The 17,294-nt window shown below is 63.5% G+C and carries 17 protein-coding genes; 5 read left to right on the forward strand and 12 right to left on the reverse strand.

The features are described 5' to 3' along the window. Nucleotides 1-65 precede the first annotated feature (65 nt). Complete coding sequence (locus P9236_RS19460; RefSeq protein ID WP_278076104.1) at nucleotides 66-1,073, forward strand: class I SAM-dependent methyltransferase; 1,008 nt, start codon at nucleotides 66-68, stop codon at nucleotides 1,071-1,073. 214 nt (nucleotides 1,074-1,287) lie between these two features. Here P9236_RS19460 and P9236_RS19465 read toward each other — a convergent pair whose 3' ends face one another. The 4 genes from P9236_RS19465 to fabA all read right to left on the reverse strand — a co-directional run bounded on the left by P9236_RS19465 (nucleotide 1,288) and on the right by fabA (nucleotide 5,631). Then, nucleotides 1,288-2,841, reverse strand: a complete 1,554-nt coding sequence (locus P9236_RS19465) for a bifunctional diguanylate cyclase/phosphodiesterase (protein WP_278076105.1) — start codon at nucleotides 2,839-2,841, stop codon at nucleotides 1,288-1,290. Nucleotides 2,842-2,942: 101 nt separating this feature from the next. Further along, nucleotides 2,943-3,755 (reverse strand): enoyl-ACP reductase FabI, encoded by an 813-nt coding sequence (gene fabI / locus P9236_RS19470; protein ID WP_278076106.1) that lies wholly within the window; start codon nucleotides 3,753-3,755, stop codon nucleotides 2,943-2,945. A 12-nt stretch (nucleotides 3,756-3,767) separates the two neighbouring features. Next, complete coding sequence (gene fabB / locus P9236_RS19475) at nucleotides 3,768-4,988, reverse strand: beta-ketoacyl-ACP synthase I (protein ID WP_278076107.1); 1,221 nt, start codon at nucleotides 4,986-4,988, stop codon at nucleotides 3,768-3,770. A 127-nt stretch (nucleotides 4,989-5,115) separates the two neighbouring features. Further along, nucleotides 5,116-5,631: a 3-hydroxyacyl-[acyl-carrier-protein] dehydratase FabA gene (fabA, locus tag P9236_RS19480; RefSeq protein ID WP_027165888.1), complete on the reverse strand. Its 516-nt coding sequence runs from the start codon at nucleotides 5,629-5,631 to the stop codon at nucleotides 5,116-5,118. Between the two features lie 247 nt (nucleotides 5,632-5,878). Between fabA and irrA the strand changes: the two genes are divergently transcribed. Genes irrA through plsY form a run of 3 tightly spaced genes read left to right on the forward strand, consistent with a single transcriptional unit; the run spans nucleotide 5,879 to nucleotide 7,405 of the window. Further along, nucleotides 5,879-6,310 (forward strand): iron response transcriptional regulator IrrA, encoded by a 432-nt coding sequence (irrA, locus tag P9236_RS19485; RefSeq protein ID WP_278076108.1) that lies wholly within the window; start codon nucleotides 5,879-5,881, stop codon nucleotides 6,308-6,310. 9 nt (nucleotides 6,311-6,319) lie between these two features. Continuing rightward, complete coding sequence (locus tag P9236_RS19490; protein WP_278076109.1) at nucleotides 6,320-6,700, forward strand: DUF4260 domain-containing protein; 381 nt, start codon at nucleotides 6,320-6,322, stop codon at nucleotides 6,698-6,700. An 18-nt stretch (nucleotides 6,701-6,718) separates the two neighbouring features. Then, nucleotides 6,719-7,405, forward strand: a complete 687-nt coding sequence (plsY, locus tag P9236_RS19495) for a glycerol-3-phosphate 1-O-acyltransferase PlsY (RefSeq protein WP_278076110.1) — start codon at nucleotides 6,719-6,721, stop codon at nucleotides 7,403-7,405. 77 nt (nucleotides 7,406-7,482) lie between these two features. On the opposite strand, the gene P9236_RS19500 is transcribed toward plsY, so the two are convergent. Beyond that, nucleotides 7,483-8,040, reverse strand: coding sequence for an SH3 domain-containing protein (locus P9236_RS19500; protein WP_278076111.1), 558 nt, complete (start codon nucleotides 8,038-8,040; stop codon nucleotides 7,483-7,485). A gap of 169 nt (nucleotides 8,041-8,209) precedes the next feature. Here P9236_RS19500 and P9236_RS19505 point away from each other — a divergent pair, with 169 nt between their 5' ends. After that, nucleotides 8,210-9,211 carry a D-glycerate dehydrogenase gene (locus tag P9236_RS19505; protein ID WP_278076112.1) on the forward strand — a complete coding sequence of 334 codons (1,002 nt, stop codon included), beginning with the start codon at nucleotides 8,210-8,212 and terminating at the stop codon, nucleotides 9,209-9,211. 118 nt (nucleotides 9,212-9,329) lie between these two features. Here the strand turns inward: P9236_RS19505 and P9236_RS19510 are convergent, their stop codons facing one another. From P9236_RS19510 to dnaA, 7 genes are all read right to left on the reverse strand, one after another. Continuing rightward, the gene (locus P9236_RS19510; RefSeq protein WP_278076113.1) at nucleotides 9,330-9,743 is read right to left on the reverse strand and encodes a DUF126 domain-containing protein; all 414 of its coding nucleotides are present in this window, start codon (nucleotides 9,741-9,743) and stop codon (nucleotides 9,330-9,332) included. Continuing rightward, nucleotides 9,740-10,993: an aconitase X catalytic domain-containing protein gene (locus P9236_RS19515; protein ID WP_278076114.1), complete on the reverse strand. Its 1,254-nt coding sequence runs from the start codon at nucleotides 10,991-10,993 to the stop codon at nucleotides 9,740-9,742. The genes P9236_RS19510 and P9236_RS19515 overlap by 4 nt, the downstream gene beginning before the upstream one ends. Further along, a complete protein-coding gene (locus P9236_RS19520) occupies nucleotides 10,990-11,478 on the reverse strand; it encodes a GNAT family N-acetyltransferase (protein WP_278076115.1) in 489 nt (162 codons plus the stop codon). Before P9236_RS19520 ends, P9236_RS19515 begins: the two co-directional genes overlap by 4 nt. A gap of 4 nt (nucleotides 11,479-11,482) precedes the next feature. Next, on the reverse strand, nucleotides 11,483-12,238 hold the full coding sequence (locus P9236_RS19525; RefSeq protein ID WP_278076116.1) for a molybdopterin-synthase adenylyltransferase MoeB: 756 nt from the start codon (nucleotides 12,236-12,238) through the stop codon (nucleotides 11,483-11,485). A gap of 132 nt (nucleotides 12,239-12,370) precedes the next feature. Beyond that, the gene (recF, locus tag P9236_RS19530) at nucleotides 12,371-13,531 is read right to left on the reverse strand and encodes a DNA replication/repair protein RecF (protein ID WP_278076117.1); all 1,161 of its coding nucleotides are present in this window, start codon (nucleotides 13,529-13,531) and stop codon (nucleotides 12,371-12,373) included. 184 nt (nucleotides 13,532-13,715) lie between these two features. Then, the gene (gene dnaN, locus P9236_RS19535; RefSeq protein WP_278076118.1) at nucleotides 13,716-14,834 is read right to left on the reverse strand and encodes a DNA polymerase III subunit beta; all 1,119 of its coding nucleotides are present in this window, start codon (nucleotides 14,832-14,834) and stop codon (nucleotides 13,716-13,718) included. 175 nt (nucleotides 14,835-15,009) lie between these two features. Then, nucleotides 15,010-16,482 (reverse strand): chromosomal replication initiator protein DnaA, encoded by a 1,473-nt coding sequence (gene dnaA / locus P9236_RS19540; RefSeq protein WP_278076119.1) that lies wholly within the window; start codon nucleotides 16,480-16,482, stop codon nucleotides 15,010-15,012. Nucleotides 16,483-17,294: the final 812 nt, after the last annotated feature.

Consider the following 17,294-nt stretch of genomic DNA (forward strand, 5'->3'; position numbering starts at 1 on the left):
GGACCTGATAATCAGGACGGGCGCGCCGCGAGGTCGCGCCCGTTTTTGTTTAGAGTTTGAAGGCGATGGCCGCCGAGCCGCTGAAGACCCTGTTTCATCCCTTTGAGGCCGAGGCGCTGCCTTTGCCGCAAAAACAGGCCCACGTTCTGTTCCTGGGCGCGGAGCCGGGCTTCCGGCTGCCCGACGGCTTCGATGCGGCGCTGCATCTCGTGCAAGGCTTCCGGCCGCATTTCCGCGCCCTGCAGGCGTCAGGCTACACGGTCACGCCGCGGGCGGAAGGTTCTGCCTTCGACGCCGCCCTGGTGCTCTGTGGCCGGCATCGCGGCCAGAACGAGCTGCGCATCGCCGAGGCGATCGAGCGCGTGTCTCCGGGCGGGCTGATTGTCGTCGCGGGCGGCAAGGAGGACGGCGTCGACAGCCTGCGCAAACGCATCGATGGGCTGGTCCCGCTCGAAGCGCATCTGCCGAAACATCACGGCGTCGCCTTCTGGTTCCGCCGGGCCGGAGCGGAGGCGGCCGAGGCGCTTCGTATCTCCAACCCCGATCTGGTTGTGGAAGGCCGCTTTCGTACCGCGCCGGGCATGTTCTCCTTCGATCGCGTCGACGCGGGGTCGAAGCTTCTGCTGGATAGCCTGCCGCAGGGTCTTGCGGGCAACGCCGCCGATTTCTGCGCCGGCTGGGGCTACCTGGCGGCGAAAGTGGCGGAACGCTCGACGGGGCTCTCCGCTCTGGATCTCTACGAAGCGGATTTCGAAGCCCTGGAAGCAGCCAGGCTCAATGTCCGCGGTGCCGTCGAGCCACGTTTCTTCTGGACCGATCTGCTGACCGAAACGGTCGAACGACGCTATGACGCGATCGTCATGAACCCGCCTTTCCACACCGGCCGGGCGGCGGAGCCGGGCATCGGCGCCGGCATGATCCGGGCGGCATCGAAGGCGCTGAAACCAGGTGGACGCCTGTTCATGGTCGCCAATCGCCAGCTTCCTTACGAGCAGATGCTGGCGGCCACCTTCTCCAGCCACGCCGAGGTCGCGAGCGATGGCATGTTCAAGGTGTTTTCAGCGCGACGGTAAGAGCAATTCCAGGAAAAGTGCGCAGCGGTTTTCCGTTCGGAATTGCGACAAAGAAAAAGAGCAATTTCAGGAAAAGTGCGCAGCGGTTTTCCGTTCGGATTTGCGACAAAGAAAAAGAGCAATTCCAGGAAAACTGCGCAGCGGTTTCCGTTCGGAATTGCCTAAAACAAATAGTTGGAGCGGTTCAGCGTACCGCGCCAACGCGATCCGCGCGCTACTGCAGGCTGACGATGCGTGCCGGCTCGCGCGTGCTAAAGACGGGCCGCGCCTGGCCGAGCTCGATCTTGAGCGGCGCTGGCCGGCCGTACAGATAGCCCTGCACCACCTCGCAGCCGGCGGCCCTCAGCAGCGTTGCCTGGTTCTCGGTCTCGACGCCTTCGGCGATGATGCCGACGCCGAGCGCCCGCGACAGTCCGACGATGGTCGAGACGACTGCACCCGAACTGGAATCGGTGTCGATGCGGCTGACGAAGGAGCGGTCGATCTTGAGCTTGCCGAACGAGAAGTCGATCAGGTAGCTCAGATTGGAATAACCGGTGCCGAAATCATCGACGGCCACCGAGATACCCATGTCGGCGAGCTGCTGCAGGATGACGGCCGCACGGTCACGGTCCTGCATCATCGCCGTCTCGGTGACTTCGAGCTCAAGCCGCGACGGCTTGATGCCGGTCGATGCCATGGTCTCGCGCACGATGCCGACAAAGTCCTTGGTCATGAACTGGACCGGCGAGATGTTGACGGCGACGAAGCAATCCTCCGGCAGATATTGAGCGTCGCTGCAGGCCTTGCGCAGCACCCATTCGCCGATCGGATTGATCATGCCGGTCTCCTCGGCGATCGGAATGAACTCCATCGGCGGGATCATGCCGCGCTCCGGATGCTTCCAGCGGATCAGCGCCTCGTAACCGACCACGCGGCCGGTCGGCATGTCGAATTGCGGCTGATAGTGGAGGCTGAAGTCGCCGCGGTCGAACGCGGTCTTCAGCTCGGATTCGATCCATTGCCGGTAGTCCGCCACCCGTCCCATATCGGCGTGGAAGACCGACCAGTTGCCGACGCCGCTTGCGCGCGCATTCTGCAGCGCCAGGTTCGAGCGGCGAAGGACGAGCACAGGATCGACGCCGTCCTTCGGCATCGCCACTATACCGACGGACATGCTGACCGACTGCAGGTGTGTCTGCAGCTGGTAGGGTTCCAACATCCGGTTGATAAACGCTTCGAGGAACCGTTCGAGCGATCCTCGGATCTCGCGGTCGGGCAAGAGCACGGCGAATTCGCCGGCGCCGAGCCGTCCGATCACGGCAACTTCCGGCATGGTTTCCTTCAGCCTTTTGGTGAAGGCGCGGATCAGCTCGTCGCCATGGCTGTAGCCTATGGCATCGTTGATCTGTTTGAAGCGGTCGATGTCGATATCGATCAGATAGACCGGTTCGCCGGTCTCGATCGTTTCCGACGCGGCGGCTGCGACCTTGCCGACGATGGCCGGGCGCGACAGCAGGCCGGTCATCTTGTCGAAATGCGTTTCCTTGAAGACGTATTCGGCCGATTCATCGACGCCCGCGAAGAAGGACAGGGCGGCGCCACCGGCGGAAAGGGCGCAGAGCGCGGCGATGATACCCGCCATCGTCTCCGCAGGCATGCCGGCCAGGCCATCGCCAAAGCCGAACCGCAGTCCCCAGAGCCCGAGGATGAAACTGCCCATGCCCGAGCTGGCGATGGTGATAAGCCGGAACAGCGGTGTTCGCTTCGGGTTGCGGACTGTAGACATGCAAGGTCCCTGAACTGCAGGGCCTTTTAGCGGATACCTCCTTAAAATGGGTTTCCGCCAATGCATCCAATTTTACTGGAAGTACTTTTTGCGTTAGCGAATTATTCGCGGCCGCCGTCGTTCTGCTTCAGTTCCTCGAGCGCCGGCATGGACACGATGTGGTAGCCGGAATCGACATAGTGGATTTCGCCGGTGACCCCCGAAGACAGATCCGACAGCAGGTAGAGCGCCGAGCCGCCGACCTCGTCTATGGTCACCGTGCGGCGCAGCGGCGAATTGCGCTGCTGATAGGAGAACATATGGCGCGCATCGGACACGCCGGAACCGGCGAGCGTCCGCACCGGCCCCGCCGAGATGCCGTTCACGCGGATGCCGCGCGGGCCGTAGTCGTTTGCGAGATAGCGCACGCTTGCCTCGAGGCCGGCCTTGGCGACGCCCATGACGTTGTAGTTGGGCATGACCCGCACCGACCCGGCATAGGTCAGCGTGATCATCGAGCCGCCGTTCGTCATCAGGGCGGCGGCATTGCGGGCGATCTCGGTGAAGGAATAGCATGAGATCACCATGGTGCGGACGAAATTGTCGCGGCTGGTGTCGGCGTAGAGGCCCTTGAGTTCGTTCTTGTCGGAGAAGCCGATGGCGTGGACGACGAAATCCAGCCCGCCCCAGGCTTCGCGAAGCGTCTCGAAGGTGGCGGTGACGGAGGCGCTGTCCTCGACGTCGCAAGGCACGACCAGCGGAGCGCCGAGCTTTTCGGCAAGCGGCTTGACTCGCCGCCCAAAGGCATCGCCCTGGTAGGTGAAAGCAAGCTCCGCTCCGTGCTCGGACAATTTCCTGGCGATGCCCCAGGCGATCGAATGATCGTTGGCGACACCCATGACAAGCCCGCGCTTGCCCTTCATCAGCCCGTCCATATCAGGCAATCCTTATGCGGAATAGCGCTGGAAAATCAGCGTTGCGTTGGTGCCACCGAAGCCGAAGGAGTTGGACAAAACGGTGTCGATCTTGGCGTTGTCGATGCGCTTGCGCACGATCGGCATGCCCTCGAATTCCGGATCGAGCTCCTCGATATGGGCGCTCTCGCCGATGAAGCCGCCCTGCAACATCAGGATCGAGTAGATCGATTCCTGGACACCGGCTGCACCGAGCGAATGGCCGGTGAGGGACTTGGTCGAGGTGATGTAAGGCATCTTGTCGCCGAACACCTCGCGGATGGCGCCCATTTCCTTGGAATCGCCGACCGGCGTCGAGGTGCCGTGCGTGTTGATGTAGTCGACCGGCGTCGTGATCGTGGCAAGCGCCTGCCGCATGCAGCGCACCGCGCCTTCTCCCGAAGGAGCAACCATGTCGTAGCCGTCGGAAGTCGCGCCGTATCCGACGACCTCGGCATAGATCTTGGCGCCGCGCGCCTTGGCGTGCTCCAGCTCTTCCAGCACCAGCACGCCCGCGCCGCCGGCGATGACGAAGCCGTCGCGGTTGACGTCATAAGCGCGGGAAGCGGTCGATGCTTTGTCGTTGAATTTCGACGACATGGCGCCCATGGCGTCGAACAGGTCCGACATGGTCCAGTCGAGATCCTCGTGGCCGCCGGCGAACATCATGTCCTGCTTGCCCCACTGGATCAGCTCATAGGCATTGCCGATGCAGTGCGCCGAAGTCGAGCAGGCCGAAGAGATCGAGTAGTTGACGCCATGGATCTTGAACCAGGTGGCAAGAGTGGCCGAAGCAGTCGACGACATCGCCTTCGGCACCGCGAACGGGCCGATGCGCTTCGGGCTGCCGTTCTTGAGCGTGGTTTCGGCGGCTTCCACGATGGTCCTGGTCGACGGTCCGCCCGAGCCCATGACGATGCCGGTCCGCTCGTTGGTGATGTCGCTTTCGCTCAAGCCGGCGTCCGCGATCGCCTGATCCATGGCGACATGGTTCCAGGCTGCACCTTGGCTCAGGAAACGCATGGCGCGGCGGTCGATCATTGCCGAGGGGTCGAGCGTCGGCGCGCCCCACACCTGGCAGCGGAAGCCATGCTCTGCGAAGGAATTGGAAAAGCTGATGCCGGACTTGGCATCGTAAAGCGAGGCCTGCACCTCATTGGCATTGTTGCCGATCGACGACACAATGCCGAGGCCTGTCACTACGACACGTCTCATTCGCAACTCCTTCCGGCGTATTTTGGCGAAAAACCTAGCCGGTTTTCGCCTTTGATCATACGCAAAATAAACTGCCGCGGTGTCCTTGCGCATCCGGCGGACGCGCGAGGCCCCGTGGCGATGGCGATCAGGCGGCCGACTGCTTGGACAGGCCGACCTTCAGATCCGTTGCCGCGTATATGGGTTCGCCATCCGCCTTGAGCCAGCCATCGGCGATGCCGAGCACGAGGCGGCCGCGCATCACGCGCTTGAAGTCGACGCCATATTCGACCTTCTTGACCGACGGCGTCACCATGCCCTTGAACTTCACCTCGCCGGTCGACAGCGCCATGCCCTTGCCGGGCTCGCCGAGCCAGCCGAGATAGAATCCGGTCAATTGCCACATGGCGTCGAGGCCGAGGCAGCCAGGCATGATCGGATTGCCGATGAAATGGCAGGCGAAAAACCAAAGATCCGGCTTGATGTCGAATTCGGCGCGGATGAAACCCTTATCGAAGGCGCCGCCGGTCTCGCTGATCTCGGTGATCCGGTCGAACATCAGCATCGGCGGATAGGGCAGCTGGGCGTTTCCCGGTCCGAACAGCTCGCCGCGGGCGCAGGCAAGCAGTTCCTCGTAATCGTAGCTGGACTTTTGACCCGCCATAAACTTCCGTCCCCGTTTTCGTTCCGGGCGGCAGGGCGCCCTCGGTCGTTGGTTTCCTAACACACTCTGTTTGTGGCCGGAAACCGGCGTTTGCGCTTAACCCGTGCGCCTGCCTGGGTCAATGCGCGCTATTGATCGCATTTGGACGACAGAATATATGTCGGGAGGTGTCCAGTTTTTGGCGATGACGTCTTTTTGCCATTCTGGACCTGTCTATGGGGCTGAGCCACGAGCTTCGACGGGATAGATGGATTCGGACTGCCGGAAGGAAAGTGTCGCTGTGGACAAGCGGGTTCGCGAAGCCGGCCTGAGGCCGACGCGCCAGCGCATCGCGCTGGCCGATCTGCTTTTCGCCAAGGGCGACCGTCATCTCTCGGCCGAGGAACTGCATGAAGAGGCGATCGCTGCCGGCGTGCCGGTTTCGCTGGCGACCGTCTACAATGCGCTGCACCAGTTCACCGAGGCCGGGCTGTTGCGCATCCTCGCGGTCGAGGGCTCCAAAACCTATTTCGACACCAACACCTCGGATCACCATCACTTCTATGTCGAAGGCGAGAACCGGATCTTCGACATCGCCAGCGGCCCTGTGAGCGTATCCAACCTGCCGGAGCCTCCGGAAGGCATGGAGATCGCCAATGTCGACATCGTCGTGAGGCTGCGCCCAAAGCGCGTTGATTGATCCCTGGCGATGCGGCCCGTCGATCTCGCGATCCGCCTGGAATGGGCCGCGGCCGCAGTGGCGGCAGTCATCGTCTACGCAATGACGGGCGTGTCCTGGTGGCTGTTTGCGCTGCTCATCCTGGCGCCGGACCTGTCGATGCTGGGCTATCTCGCCGGGCCGCGGGTCGGCGCCGTCGCCTATAACGCTCTGCACATCCTGATAGCTCCGCTCGTGCTGGTGCTTGCGGGCGTGCTGTTTGCCGGTCCCATCGCAACTGCGGTGGCGCTCATCTGGATCGCACACATCGCCATCGACCGCGCCCTGGGCTACGGCCTGAAACTGTCCACCGGCTTTCAGGACACGCATCTCGGCCGCATCGGGCGCGACCAGAGCGGCGCGGCCGGCTAGAGTCTCGAGGTCAGTTCCATGGCTTTCTGGATAGCGAGCGCGATTGGACTAGCGGTCGCTTATCTCCTCGGCTCTACGCCTACGGGTTATCTGGCGGGGAAACTGCTCAAGGGTATCGATGTCCGCGAGCATGGGTCCAAGTCCACCGGCGCGACGAACGTGTTGCGAACCCTGGGGAAATTGCCCGCTTCAGCGGTGCTTCTGGTAGATGTGCTCAAAGGTGTGGCAGCGATCGTCTTTGCCCGCTGGTTTTATCCTTGGCTCTACGCATTGCCGGCCGTCACGCCATCGCAAGCGCTTGACCTGCAAACCTTTGTGCCTTGGGCTGTCTGCCTGGCCGGGCTTGCCGTGTTGTTGGGCCATGGCCGTTCGATCTGGCTGAATTTCACAGGCGGCAAATCCGCCGCGACAGGGCTCGGCGTGTTGCTGGCAATGTCTTGGCCGGTAGGCTTGGGTGCTGCCACGGTTTTTGCCGTTGTGCTGGCTATTTCCCGGATTGTTTCGCTTGGTTCGATGCTGGCGGCGTTGACCGCGATCGCTCTCGTCTGCGGCCTGGAACAACCGCTGCCCTACCGGTTGCTGGTGATTGCTGGTGGCATCTACGTGATTGTGCGCCATCGCGCCAATATTCAGCGCCTGCTGGACGGGACAGAGCCTCGCCTGGGGCAAAGCAGTCCCGGATCGAAGGCGGAACGGCAAGTTTAGCGCACGCACTCTGGATTGTTGTGATCGCAGACATGGGCTGCCTTCGGCGGGGCCTGGCTCCCGGTGACGCGCTCAGGTCAATTCTTGAACTTCTCGCCCGGATAGGCGCCCCAGACCTGCGACTGGGCCATCCAGCCGGTATGGCCGTCAAAGGTCATTTCGCACCATTGGCCGTCGCATTTCTTGATCGAGCCGATCACCCCCGGCTCGATGATGGCGATGACGTTGGCATCCTTGTTGGGATCGTCGAGCAAATTGATTCGCCCGCCCTTGCCGCGCTGCCAGGGGGCGACGATCGCCGTGCGGCGGCCCGACAACAGCGACTGGTTGATCCAGCCCTCCGAGCCGTCGGCATCGCGCACGCGGCGCCAGGTGTCGAATTCCTGGATGACTTCCATCGGCAGCCCGGCCTTCATGTACATCCAGTTGACGGAATAGTTGGCGCCGGGGCCGACGCGCGAGTTGACGCGAGCTGGCTTAAGGCTGACGAAGCGCGGCAGCGGCAGGCCGCTTGGCCCGAGCGTCACCGTTTGCGCCGGTGCCGCCGCGCTCTGCGCGGATGCCTGCGGAGCACCAAGCAGGGCGCCGAGAACGGCTGCGCTGAAAGCCAAGCGAAGCGACGCGAAACCAGACACTTTCATTCCTTTCGGCGCCCGTCCGTCGGGATGAGCGCCCCTTTTTCTTTGTCTTCGGCGGCACCGCTTGTTACAGGAGTGGGCTGATACCGCGATCGGCTACAAGTTTCGCCGGTCTTGGTTAAAGAGGTCTCAACGAGATCGGTTTCGAGGAAGCTTCGGGGATACAATGGCAGGCAAAAAACGGCCCCTCGTCGTCATCACGCGCAAGCTGCCCGATCCGGTCGAAACCCGCATGCGCGAGCTGTTCGACGCGCGCCTCAATGTCGAGGACCGGCCGATGACCCAGCCGGAACTGGTCGCGGCGGTGAAGGAAGCCGACGTGCTGGTCCCGACCATCACCGACCATATCGATGCCGCGTTGATCGCCCAGGCCGGCGAGAACCTCAAGCTGATCGCCAATTTCGGCAACGGCGTCGACAAGATCGATGTCGCCGCCGCGGCCAAGAAAGGCATCACCGTCACCAACACGCCGAATGTGCTTACCGAAGACACCGCCGACATGACCATGGCGCTGATGCTTGCCGTGCCGCGGCGACTGGCCGAAGGCGCCAATGTGCTCACCGGCGAGAAGAAATGGGCCGGCTGGTCGCCGACCTGGATGCTCGGCCGCCGCATCTGGGGCAAACGCCTCGGCATCGTTGGCATGGGCCGCATTGGCACGGCGGTTGCAAGGCGCGCCAAGGCCTTCGGCCTGTCCATCCACTACCACAATCGCCACCGCGTGCTGCCTGCGGTCGAGGAAGAGCTGGAAGCGACCTATTGGGAAAGCCTCGACCAGATGCTCGCCCGCATGGACATCATCTCGGTCAACTGCCCATCGACGCCGGCGACCTTCCATCTCTTGTCCGCCCGGCGCCTGGCGCTGATGCAGCCCTCGGCCTACATCGTCAACACCGCGCGCGGCGACATCATCGACGAGGAATCGCTGGTCAAGCTGATCCAGGACGGCAAGATCGCCGGCGCCGGCCTTGACGTCTACGAGCATGAGCCGGCGCTGAACAGCAAGCTCCTGAAACTCGCCACCAGGGGCAAGGTCGTTCTTCTGCCGCATATGGGCTCGGCCACGCTCGAAGGCCGCATAGACATGGGCGAGAAGGTGATCATCAACATCCGCGCCTTCTTCGACGGCCACCGCCCGCCGGACCGCGTGCTGCCGCTAAGGACCTGACGCATGTTGCCCAAAAGTGTCCAGCGGTTTTGGGAAAACGATATGCGTGAAGACAAAGGCTTAAAGCGCGTCGCCTGAATCCATTTCAGCGCGACGTGCTTTAAGTCGTCGCGGCTGATCAGGCGGCGACGATAACGGCGCCGTCTCCGGCGACTTTCATCATGGCTCCGCGATAGGTGTCGAACACAGCACGTCCGAGCCGTACCGCCATCGGCGTCGCCCAGCCCATTTCCCGGGCGACGATCAGGCCGAGCAGGAGGATGGCGTCCGGCTCGTGCAGCACCAGGGCCGCCGGCGCGCGGCCATTGTGGACCAGTTCCATCAGCACCGCCGAAGCGGATGACGAGCCGATCGTTCCCGGTAGGAACAGCACGCGGCCGGAAATCACCTCGCCATGCTGCGGGTGGCGGACATCGGCGATGCGGCCGGTCTTCGGGTCGACACCGCCCCAGAAACTGATCGGCGCCGTCAGCACCAGCGCTTCGCCTTCGCCGGCCTTGCCCGGCACTAGGATTTCGGCGGCGGCGCTCATGCGGCGATATCCGTGAAGCGCGGCTTGCCGGCGATCGCGCTTTCGACGCAATCGGCGAGCGAGGCATAGAGCACCGCATAGCCGGTATTGCCCGGAGCGTAGTGCGCGAACTTGCCCGAATTGGTCATCAGCACGCCGCCTGCCAGCTCCGGCATGATCGGCGTCACCACCACGCAAGTGTCGGCGACGATGACGACCCCGCTAGCTTCGAGCCGCTTCCGTCGCCCGCCCTGTTCCAGCGAGGCGAGAACATGCCGGCCGGTGCAGGCGTAGATCGGCACGGCGAGCCGTCTTCCTGCGATCAGCCGCTCCAGCATGGCGAACTCGGTATCCGACAGGTGCGGGCTGCCGATCGCGACCGCGTCGATCGTCCTGGCTGCCGCTGCGGTCGACAGGCCGGCGCGCGCTTTCGCCACCATCTCGGATGTGACGCGGATAATCGCGTCCGGCTTCGGTTCGGCCAGAATGGCTCCGACATCAGGCGCCTCGGGCGTGACGCCTGCAATGTGGAACAACCCGACCGCGCCGGATGACGCGGTCGCCGCGCCGAAGGCTTTCAGCGCGTCCTCGCCGGGGTGATTGGCGATACCGGCGACGACGCCGATCGCATTGCCGACCTCGCGGCCGTAGAGGCTGCCCAGCACCGGCCAGGCAATCTCAGAAGCGAGGAAGGAAGGGGAAAGGCCGGAGACGTCGAACACCAGCCGCGCCCTGCGGTTCTCCGGCCTGTGCAGGCCATAGTCCGGCGCCCGGCCGGTGATGGCGCAGGCAATGTCGAGGAAGTCGCCGTAGCGGTTCGTGCGGGCGCCCAGCACCGAGTTGCAGAACACCACCGCATTGGATTCGCCCCAGGCGACATCGCTGCCCTGCGCCGGTCTGTGTCCGGCTTGGTAGGGCGCGCAGGTCCAGCTCTGCTCGCAGCCGAGCTTGCGATAGGCGTCCATCATCCGTCGCGCCATGCCGCGTTGCGGCTCCTCCAGGCGAATGCGCGAGCAGCCCATCAGGTCGAGCGCTCCGACATTGAGCGTCGAGCGCACCGCGACCCTGGCGCCGCCTTCGACCAGCCGCTCGGCGAACAGCGTGCCGGAATCGCCGTGATAGAGCGCGCCGTCGATATGTGCCGAAGCGATTGGGATCAGCCGCTGCGCCCCGAGCAGCCGCGCGCTCTCGGCAACGATGCGCATCGCCGTTCCCGCGCCGTCCTTGCCGGCGGCTATTGCCTGTTCCTCGGGGCTGAGAGCGAGGCTCAAGACAGCACCTTGCGCATGGTGATCGAGGTTGGCCTGTCGTATCCCGCATGCGCCGTGCGCCCGGTCTCGCGAAAGCCGAGCCGGGCGAATGCCGCCTGGTTTGCGATGAGCTCGATGCGGGTCTGCAGCTCGATGGCGTATTTGCCGTGCCGGCGGGCAAGATCCTCCACGGCCTGCATCAGCCGTCCCCCTATGCCCCGCCCTTGAAGGCTGGGCTCGACGGCAAGCTTGCCGACATAGAAATCCTTCGCCCGCTCCAGCGCGAACACGCAACCGACGATATGGCCGTTCTCCACGGCCAGGAACGCCGTCTCCTGCCCCGCCTTGCGCCTGAGGCCCTCCGGCGTCAGCAGATGCGCCGAGGACGGCGGATCGATCGCGTCGTCCATATAGGCGAAGGCGCGCAGGATCAGCGCCAGCAATTCGTCCCACCGCGCGAAATCCGGCGGAAGCTCGGTGACGAGGAGAGCGGCGGGCTGGTCCATCGGTTCAGGCCGTCTTGTAGCGGACTGTGTCGAAGCGGGCGGTGAGGCCGTCGTAAAGCAGCAGTCGGCCGACCAATGGCTCACCGATCCCGGCGATCAGCTTTATCGCTTCCATCGCCTCCAGGGTACCGACGACGCCCGTCAGCGCGCCGACGATGCCGGCAACGGCGCAGGATGGCACCAGCCCTTCGGGTGGCGCTTCCGGGAAAAGGTCGCGGTAACTTGGGTTGCGCTTGCCGTCGGCGCCCGTTTCGTACGGCTTCAGCACCGTCACCGAGCCGTCGAAGCGGCCGACGGCGGCGGTGACCAGCGGTTTCTTTTCCACGGCGCACGCATCGGCGAGCGCATAGCGTGTCTCGAAATTGTCGGAACCGTCGACGACGACATCGTAGTGCGCGACGAGGGCAGTGGCGTTTTGCTCCGTCAGCCTGAGGCGATGCGGTTCCACCGCGACATTGGGGTTGATGCGCATGATCGCGGCCGAGGCGCTGTCGGTCTTCGCCATGCCGATCGTGTCGGTATCATGGATCACCTGCCGCTGCAGGTTGGAAAGCGAGACCGTGTCGTCGTCGACGATGCCAAGCGTGCCGACGCCGGCTGCGGCAAGATATTCGAGCACAGGCGCCCCCAATCCGCCGGCGCCGATCACCAGCACTCGCGCCCGCTTCAGCTTCTGCTGGCCGGCGCCGCCGATTTCGGGCAGCACGATGTGGCGGGCATAGCGTTCGAGTTCTTCGTCGGTCAGGGCGGCATTGGTCATGGCCGGACCTTATAGCTGGTGCAAAGCCTTGTCATGTACGGGCGAGGCGAAGCCTTGTCCCGCAGGGCAAGCACGCGCAAAGCGATGCCTTGTCCCGAAGGCCGGCGCCGACGCCCGTTGGGTCCTTCAAGGTCAGCCGGTCGGCCTGACGCTGCCGTGATCGACCGTCAGGAATTGCGCCCGTCCGGCGAGGCTGGAAAACAGCGCCGCGTCGGTGCCGGTCATGAAGGCCTGGCAGTTCAACTCCTCGAGGATGGAAAACAGCGCAGCGCGCCGTCCGCCGTCGAGATGCGCGGCGATCTCGTCGAGCAGCAGGATCGGCGTCAGTCCCGACATCTCGCCGGTCAGCCTTGCGTGTGACAGCACGATGCCGACCAGCAGCGCCTTCTGCTCGCCGGTCGAGCACAATTCGGCCGGCGTCGACTTCGGCCTGTGCCGGACCACGAGGTCCGAGCGATGCGGTCCGTCGAGCGTGCGGCCGGCGGCGCGGTCGCGCTCGCGGCCATTGGCGAGCATCGCCCGGAACCGCTCCTCGACGTCGACCGCCGGCGCGACGGCGATTTCGGTCTCCAAGTCGCCGGAGAGGCTTATGTCGGCCTGCGGAAACGGGCCGCTGCCGGGCAGCTTTTCGATCATGGCGGCAAGCAGCCGCACCAGTTCCGCCCGCGCCGCCGCGATCGCCACCCCAGTTTCGGCCATCTGCGTCTCGATCGCGTCGAACCAACCGCGGTCGCGAGAACCATCCGTAAGCAAACGGTTACGGCCGCGCATCGCCTTTTCATAATCCAGCGCCCGCTGGCCGTGGCTGGGGTCGATCGCCAGCACAAGCCGGTCGAGAAAGCGGCGGCGGTCGGCGGCCGGTCCTGGAAACAAGCCGTCCATCGCCGGTGTCAGCCAGATGACCCTCAGCCATTCCAGCATATCCTCCGCCGACTTTGCCGGCGCGCCGTTGATGCGAACGCGTCTGCCGCCTTCTCCAGCAGCGTCGCCGCCGGAAATGCCGGTGCCGATTTCGACTTGGCCTTGCGGTCCCTCGACGCGGGCATGCAAGGCAAAGCCGCCATCGCCGCCTTCGCGCGCCACGTCAGCATAGGGCGCACGGCGAAGCCCGCGTCCCGGCGTCAGCAGCGAGATGGCTTCGAGCAGATTGGTCTTGCCGGCACCGTTGTCGCCCGACAGCACCACGGCGCCGGGGCCGAGCTCGAGCGAAAGTCCTGCATAGTTGCGGAAATTTGTAAGTGTCAGCTTACTTATATAGCTTTGCTGCCGAAGCTGTCTGGCATCCTCGGTCACGGCGACATGTCAGGCTCGTTAGAGCAATTCCAGGAAAAGTGTGTAGCGGTTCTCCGCCCGGAATTGCCTAAAAACAAATAGTTAGAGCGGTTCAGCGTTTCCGTGAAACGATGAAACGCTCTAGAGCAATTCCAGGAAAAGTGCATGGCGGTTTTCCGTCCGGAATTGCGTCAGAACATAAACCCTAGACCCGCATAGGCATCAGCACATAGAGCGCGGTCTCGTCGGCCATGTCGTGGATCAGCGTCGGGGACCCGGCATCCGCCAGCATGAACTTCGCTTCCGAGCCGGTGAGCTGGGCCGCGACATCGAGCAGGTACTTGGCGTTGAAGCCGATCTCGATCGGGTCCGACGAATAGTCGGCCGCGAGCTCCTCGGTGGCGCTGCCCGAATCCGGATTGTTGACGGCGAGCGTGAGCTGGCCGTCGTTGATCGACATTTTCACCGCGCGGCCGCGCTCAGACGAAATGGTCGAGACGCGGTCGACGGCGGCGGCGAAGCTCTGACGGTCGATGATCAGCTTCTTGTCGTTGCCGGTCGGGATGACGCGCTGATAGTCGGGGAAGGTGCCGTCGATCAGCTTCGAGGTCAGGATGACGCTGCCGATGGTGAAGCGGATCTTGGTATCCGACAGCTCCGTCGTCACCGCCACATCCGGATCGTCGACCAGCTTCTGCAACTCGCTCACAGTCTTGCGCGGGATGATGATGCCGGGCATGCCTTCGGAGCCCGCCGGCGCGTCGATCTCGGCGCGCGCCAGGCGGTGCCCGTCGGTCGCGACCGAGCGCAGCTTCAGCTTGCCGCCAGCTTCATGCGTGTGCAGGAAGATGCCGTTGAGATAGTAGCGCGTCTCTTCGGTCGAAATGGCGAACTGGGTCTTCTCGATCAGGCCCTTGAGCGCCACCGAATCGAGCCGGAAGATGTGCGAGAAGGAACCGGCCGAAAGCTCCGGGAAGTCCGACTGCGGCAGGCACTGCAGGCGGAAGCTGGACCGACCCGACGTCACCGTCATGGCATTGCCGTCCTCGTCGGTCTTCAGCATCACCTCGGCGCCGTCGGCGAGCTTGCGCACGATGTCGTAGAGCAGGTGCGCCGGGACCGTCGTCGCGCCGCCGCGCTCGACCTTAGCGGGCGTGGCTTCCGTCACTTCGAGGTCGAGGTCGGTCGCTTTCATTTCGAGGCTGGCGCCTTCGGCGCTGAGCAGCACATTCGACAGGATCGGTATGGTGTTGCGCCGCTCCACCACGCGATGAACGTGGTTGAGGGACTTCAGGAGGTTGGACCGTTCCAGGATAACACGCATGACGAAACAGGCTCGCTTCAATGAATGAGCGGGTCACCAGGGAGCGGCGTCCCGCGAAAGCTCCGAAAAGCTCAGAATCTATGTAAGCTGACAGTAAAAACCCTGCAAACGCAAGCCCGCGGCACCGGTTCCGGCCGGTTGCGCGGGCTTTCTGGGGATAAAGCCGGTGAAGCGCTCAGGCCTGCTCGTTGATCAGCCTTCTGAGCAGTTCGAGCTCCTGCGCCAGCGTGTTGTCGGCACCGGAAAGGTCCTCGATCTTGCGCACGGCATGCAGCACCGTCGTGTGGTCGCGGCCGCCGAAACGCCGTCCGATCTCCGGCAGCGAGCGCGGCGTCATCACCTTCGACAGGTACATCGCCACCTGCCGCGGCTTGACGATGGTTCGCGTGCGTCGGTTGGAGAGCAGCTCCGTCTTCGACACGTTGTAGTGGCGCGCCACGATGCGCTGGATGTCCTCGATGCGCACCCGCTTCGGCTCGCCCGAGCGGTAGATGTGGCCGAGGATCTCGTCGATGCGGTCGAGAGTGATCTGCGGCTCGAAGGACTGGCGGAAGAGAAGTTGGTTGAAGGCGCCTTCGAGTTCGCGTCCGCTGCCGGTCACCGTACGGGCAACGTGGTCGAGAATCTCGTCCGAGATGTCGAGCGAGGCATCGTCGATCTTGGCCGTGGCAAGGCGCAGCTTCAACATGCCGAGGCGCATGGCGAAATCCGGCGCCGACATTTCGAGCGCCACGCCGCCATTGAGGCGCGACCGCACGCGCGGCTCCAGCGATTCCAGTTCCGACGGCGGCCGGTCGGCGGCGACCACCACCTGCTTGGCGCTGTCGAGCAGCATGTTGATGAGATGGCAGAATTCATGCTGGATAGACTTGCCCTGCAGGAACTGCATGTCGTCGATGATCAGAAGATCGATGTCGCGCAGTTGCTCCTTGAGGGTGAGTGCATTGTTGTCGCGGATCGCGGTGGCGAAGCGCCACATGAAATATTCCGCCGTCAGATAGACCACGCGCGATTTCGGGTTGTGGCGCAGCGATTCCGCCGCGATCGCCTGCAACAGGTGCGTCTTGCCCAATCCGACGGTCGCATGAAGGAAGAGCGGGTTGAAGCGCACCGCGCTCGACTGCGATTCCGCCACCGCCTTGGCCGCCGCGAACGCCACCCGGTTCGAGGGCCCTTCGATGAAGGAAGCGAAAGTGTAGCGCGGGTCGAGCGGCGACCCCAGCACGTTGTGGCGGAACTCGGTCTCCGCCGGTACGCCTTGGCGAGGCGCCGGCGCCCGCTCCACCCGGCCGGCGTTCGCGATGCCGGCGGCAAGCGCGGTCTGCGTCTGCTTGGTCATCTTGCGCGCCGGTGCGATCTCCGGCTCGACGTTGTTGCGACCCTGCCGCGTGGCGGTCCGCACGACGATCTCGATCTTGAGAACGTCGGAATCCTCATGCCTCCAGAGTTCGGCGATGAGGTCGAGATAGTGGCCGTTGATCCACGACCGCAGGAAGGCTGTGGGCACGGAGATACGGACAATGCCGCGTGACGCCTCGGCAACCTTCATGCGGCCGAACCAGCTCGAATAGACCTCGGCTCCCAGACGCGCCTTCAACTGGGCCTTGACCCGCTCGAACTTCTGTTCAGCGTCGCTGGATGCCGCCATGCCGTCCCCTCCGACGATAGTTGCTGGGAATGGGAGTTCGCCCGCTATCTCCCTTTCGATGCCGCTCTGCATGATCAAGTTCCTTGTCTTCTCGTACCCTTTTCCGCCGGGAGTGCGCCTCCTGCACCCTGGGTCCGGCGACGTTTTCCGCCGCGTCTTCATCGCCGCCGCCGGCGATATCGTCGCGACGTTGCGCAAGGGACCTATGCTGGCTCTTGCAAGCCGGCTTGATCATGCCAAGGCAATAGAGCACCGTCCGGCGAAAATGCCGGCCCAACGTCGACTGCCATGTACAATTACGCCAGTCCCCTACCCACCGAAGAGACAAACCAAGCCGCACGCGGAATTGCTCCGCGTCATGAATTCCGCCATTTTTTGCTGGCCGATTCAGGCTGGGTCAAGGGCAAGTGCCCGTCCCTTCGATGAATGGACATTACCGAAATCGCTGTGGATAGGGCAAGGCCACGTCTAACTGATTTTTAACGAATCTGGTTACCGGAGACGTGTTCGAAGCAGGTGCCGTCGCGGCACATTTTGATAAAGCCATTGTGATTCAAACCCTTTTCCGGCGAATGTGAAAAAGGCCACACCTTCGGAAATTTTCTGAAATAATTCTCTTGACAGCTACTTGTCCCCCGCCGCCCCTCCGCGGCTTGAACAAGCTGTGGATGACTGTCTGTAACTTATTGAAAGATATCAGGAATTTTTGACAGGCTAATTTACGGCGATAGCCGCATTCAGCGGGCGTCGATATCAGCGATTATGTATATGCCGGCAAAACATTCGCAACTTCGAAATTCGGCCTGAGCGTC

Source organism: Mesorhizobium sp. WSM4884, assembly GCF_029625675.1.
Lineage (GTDB): Bacteria > Pseudomonadota > Alphaproteobacteria > Rhizobiales > Rhizobiaceae > Mesorhizobium.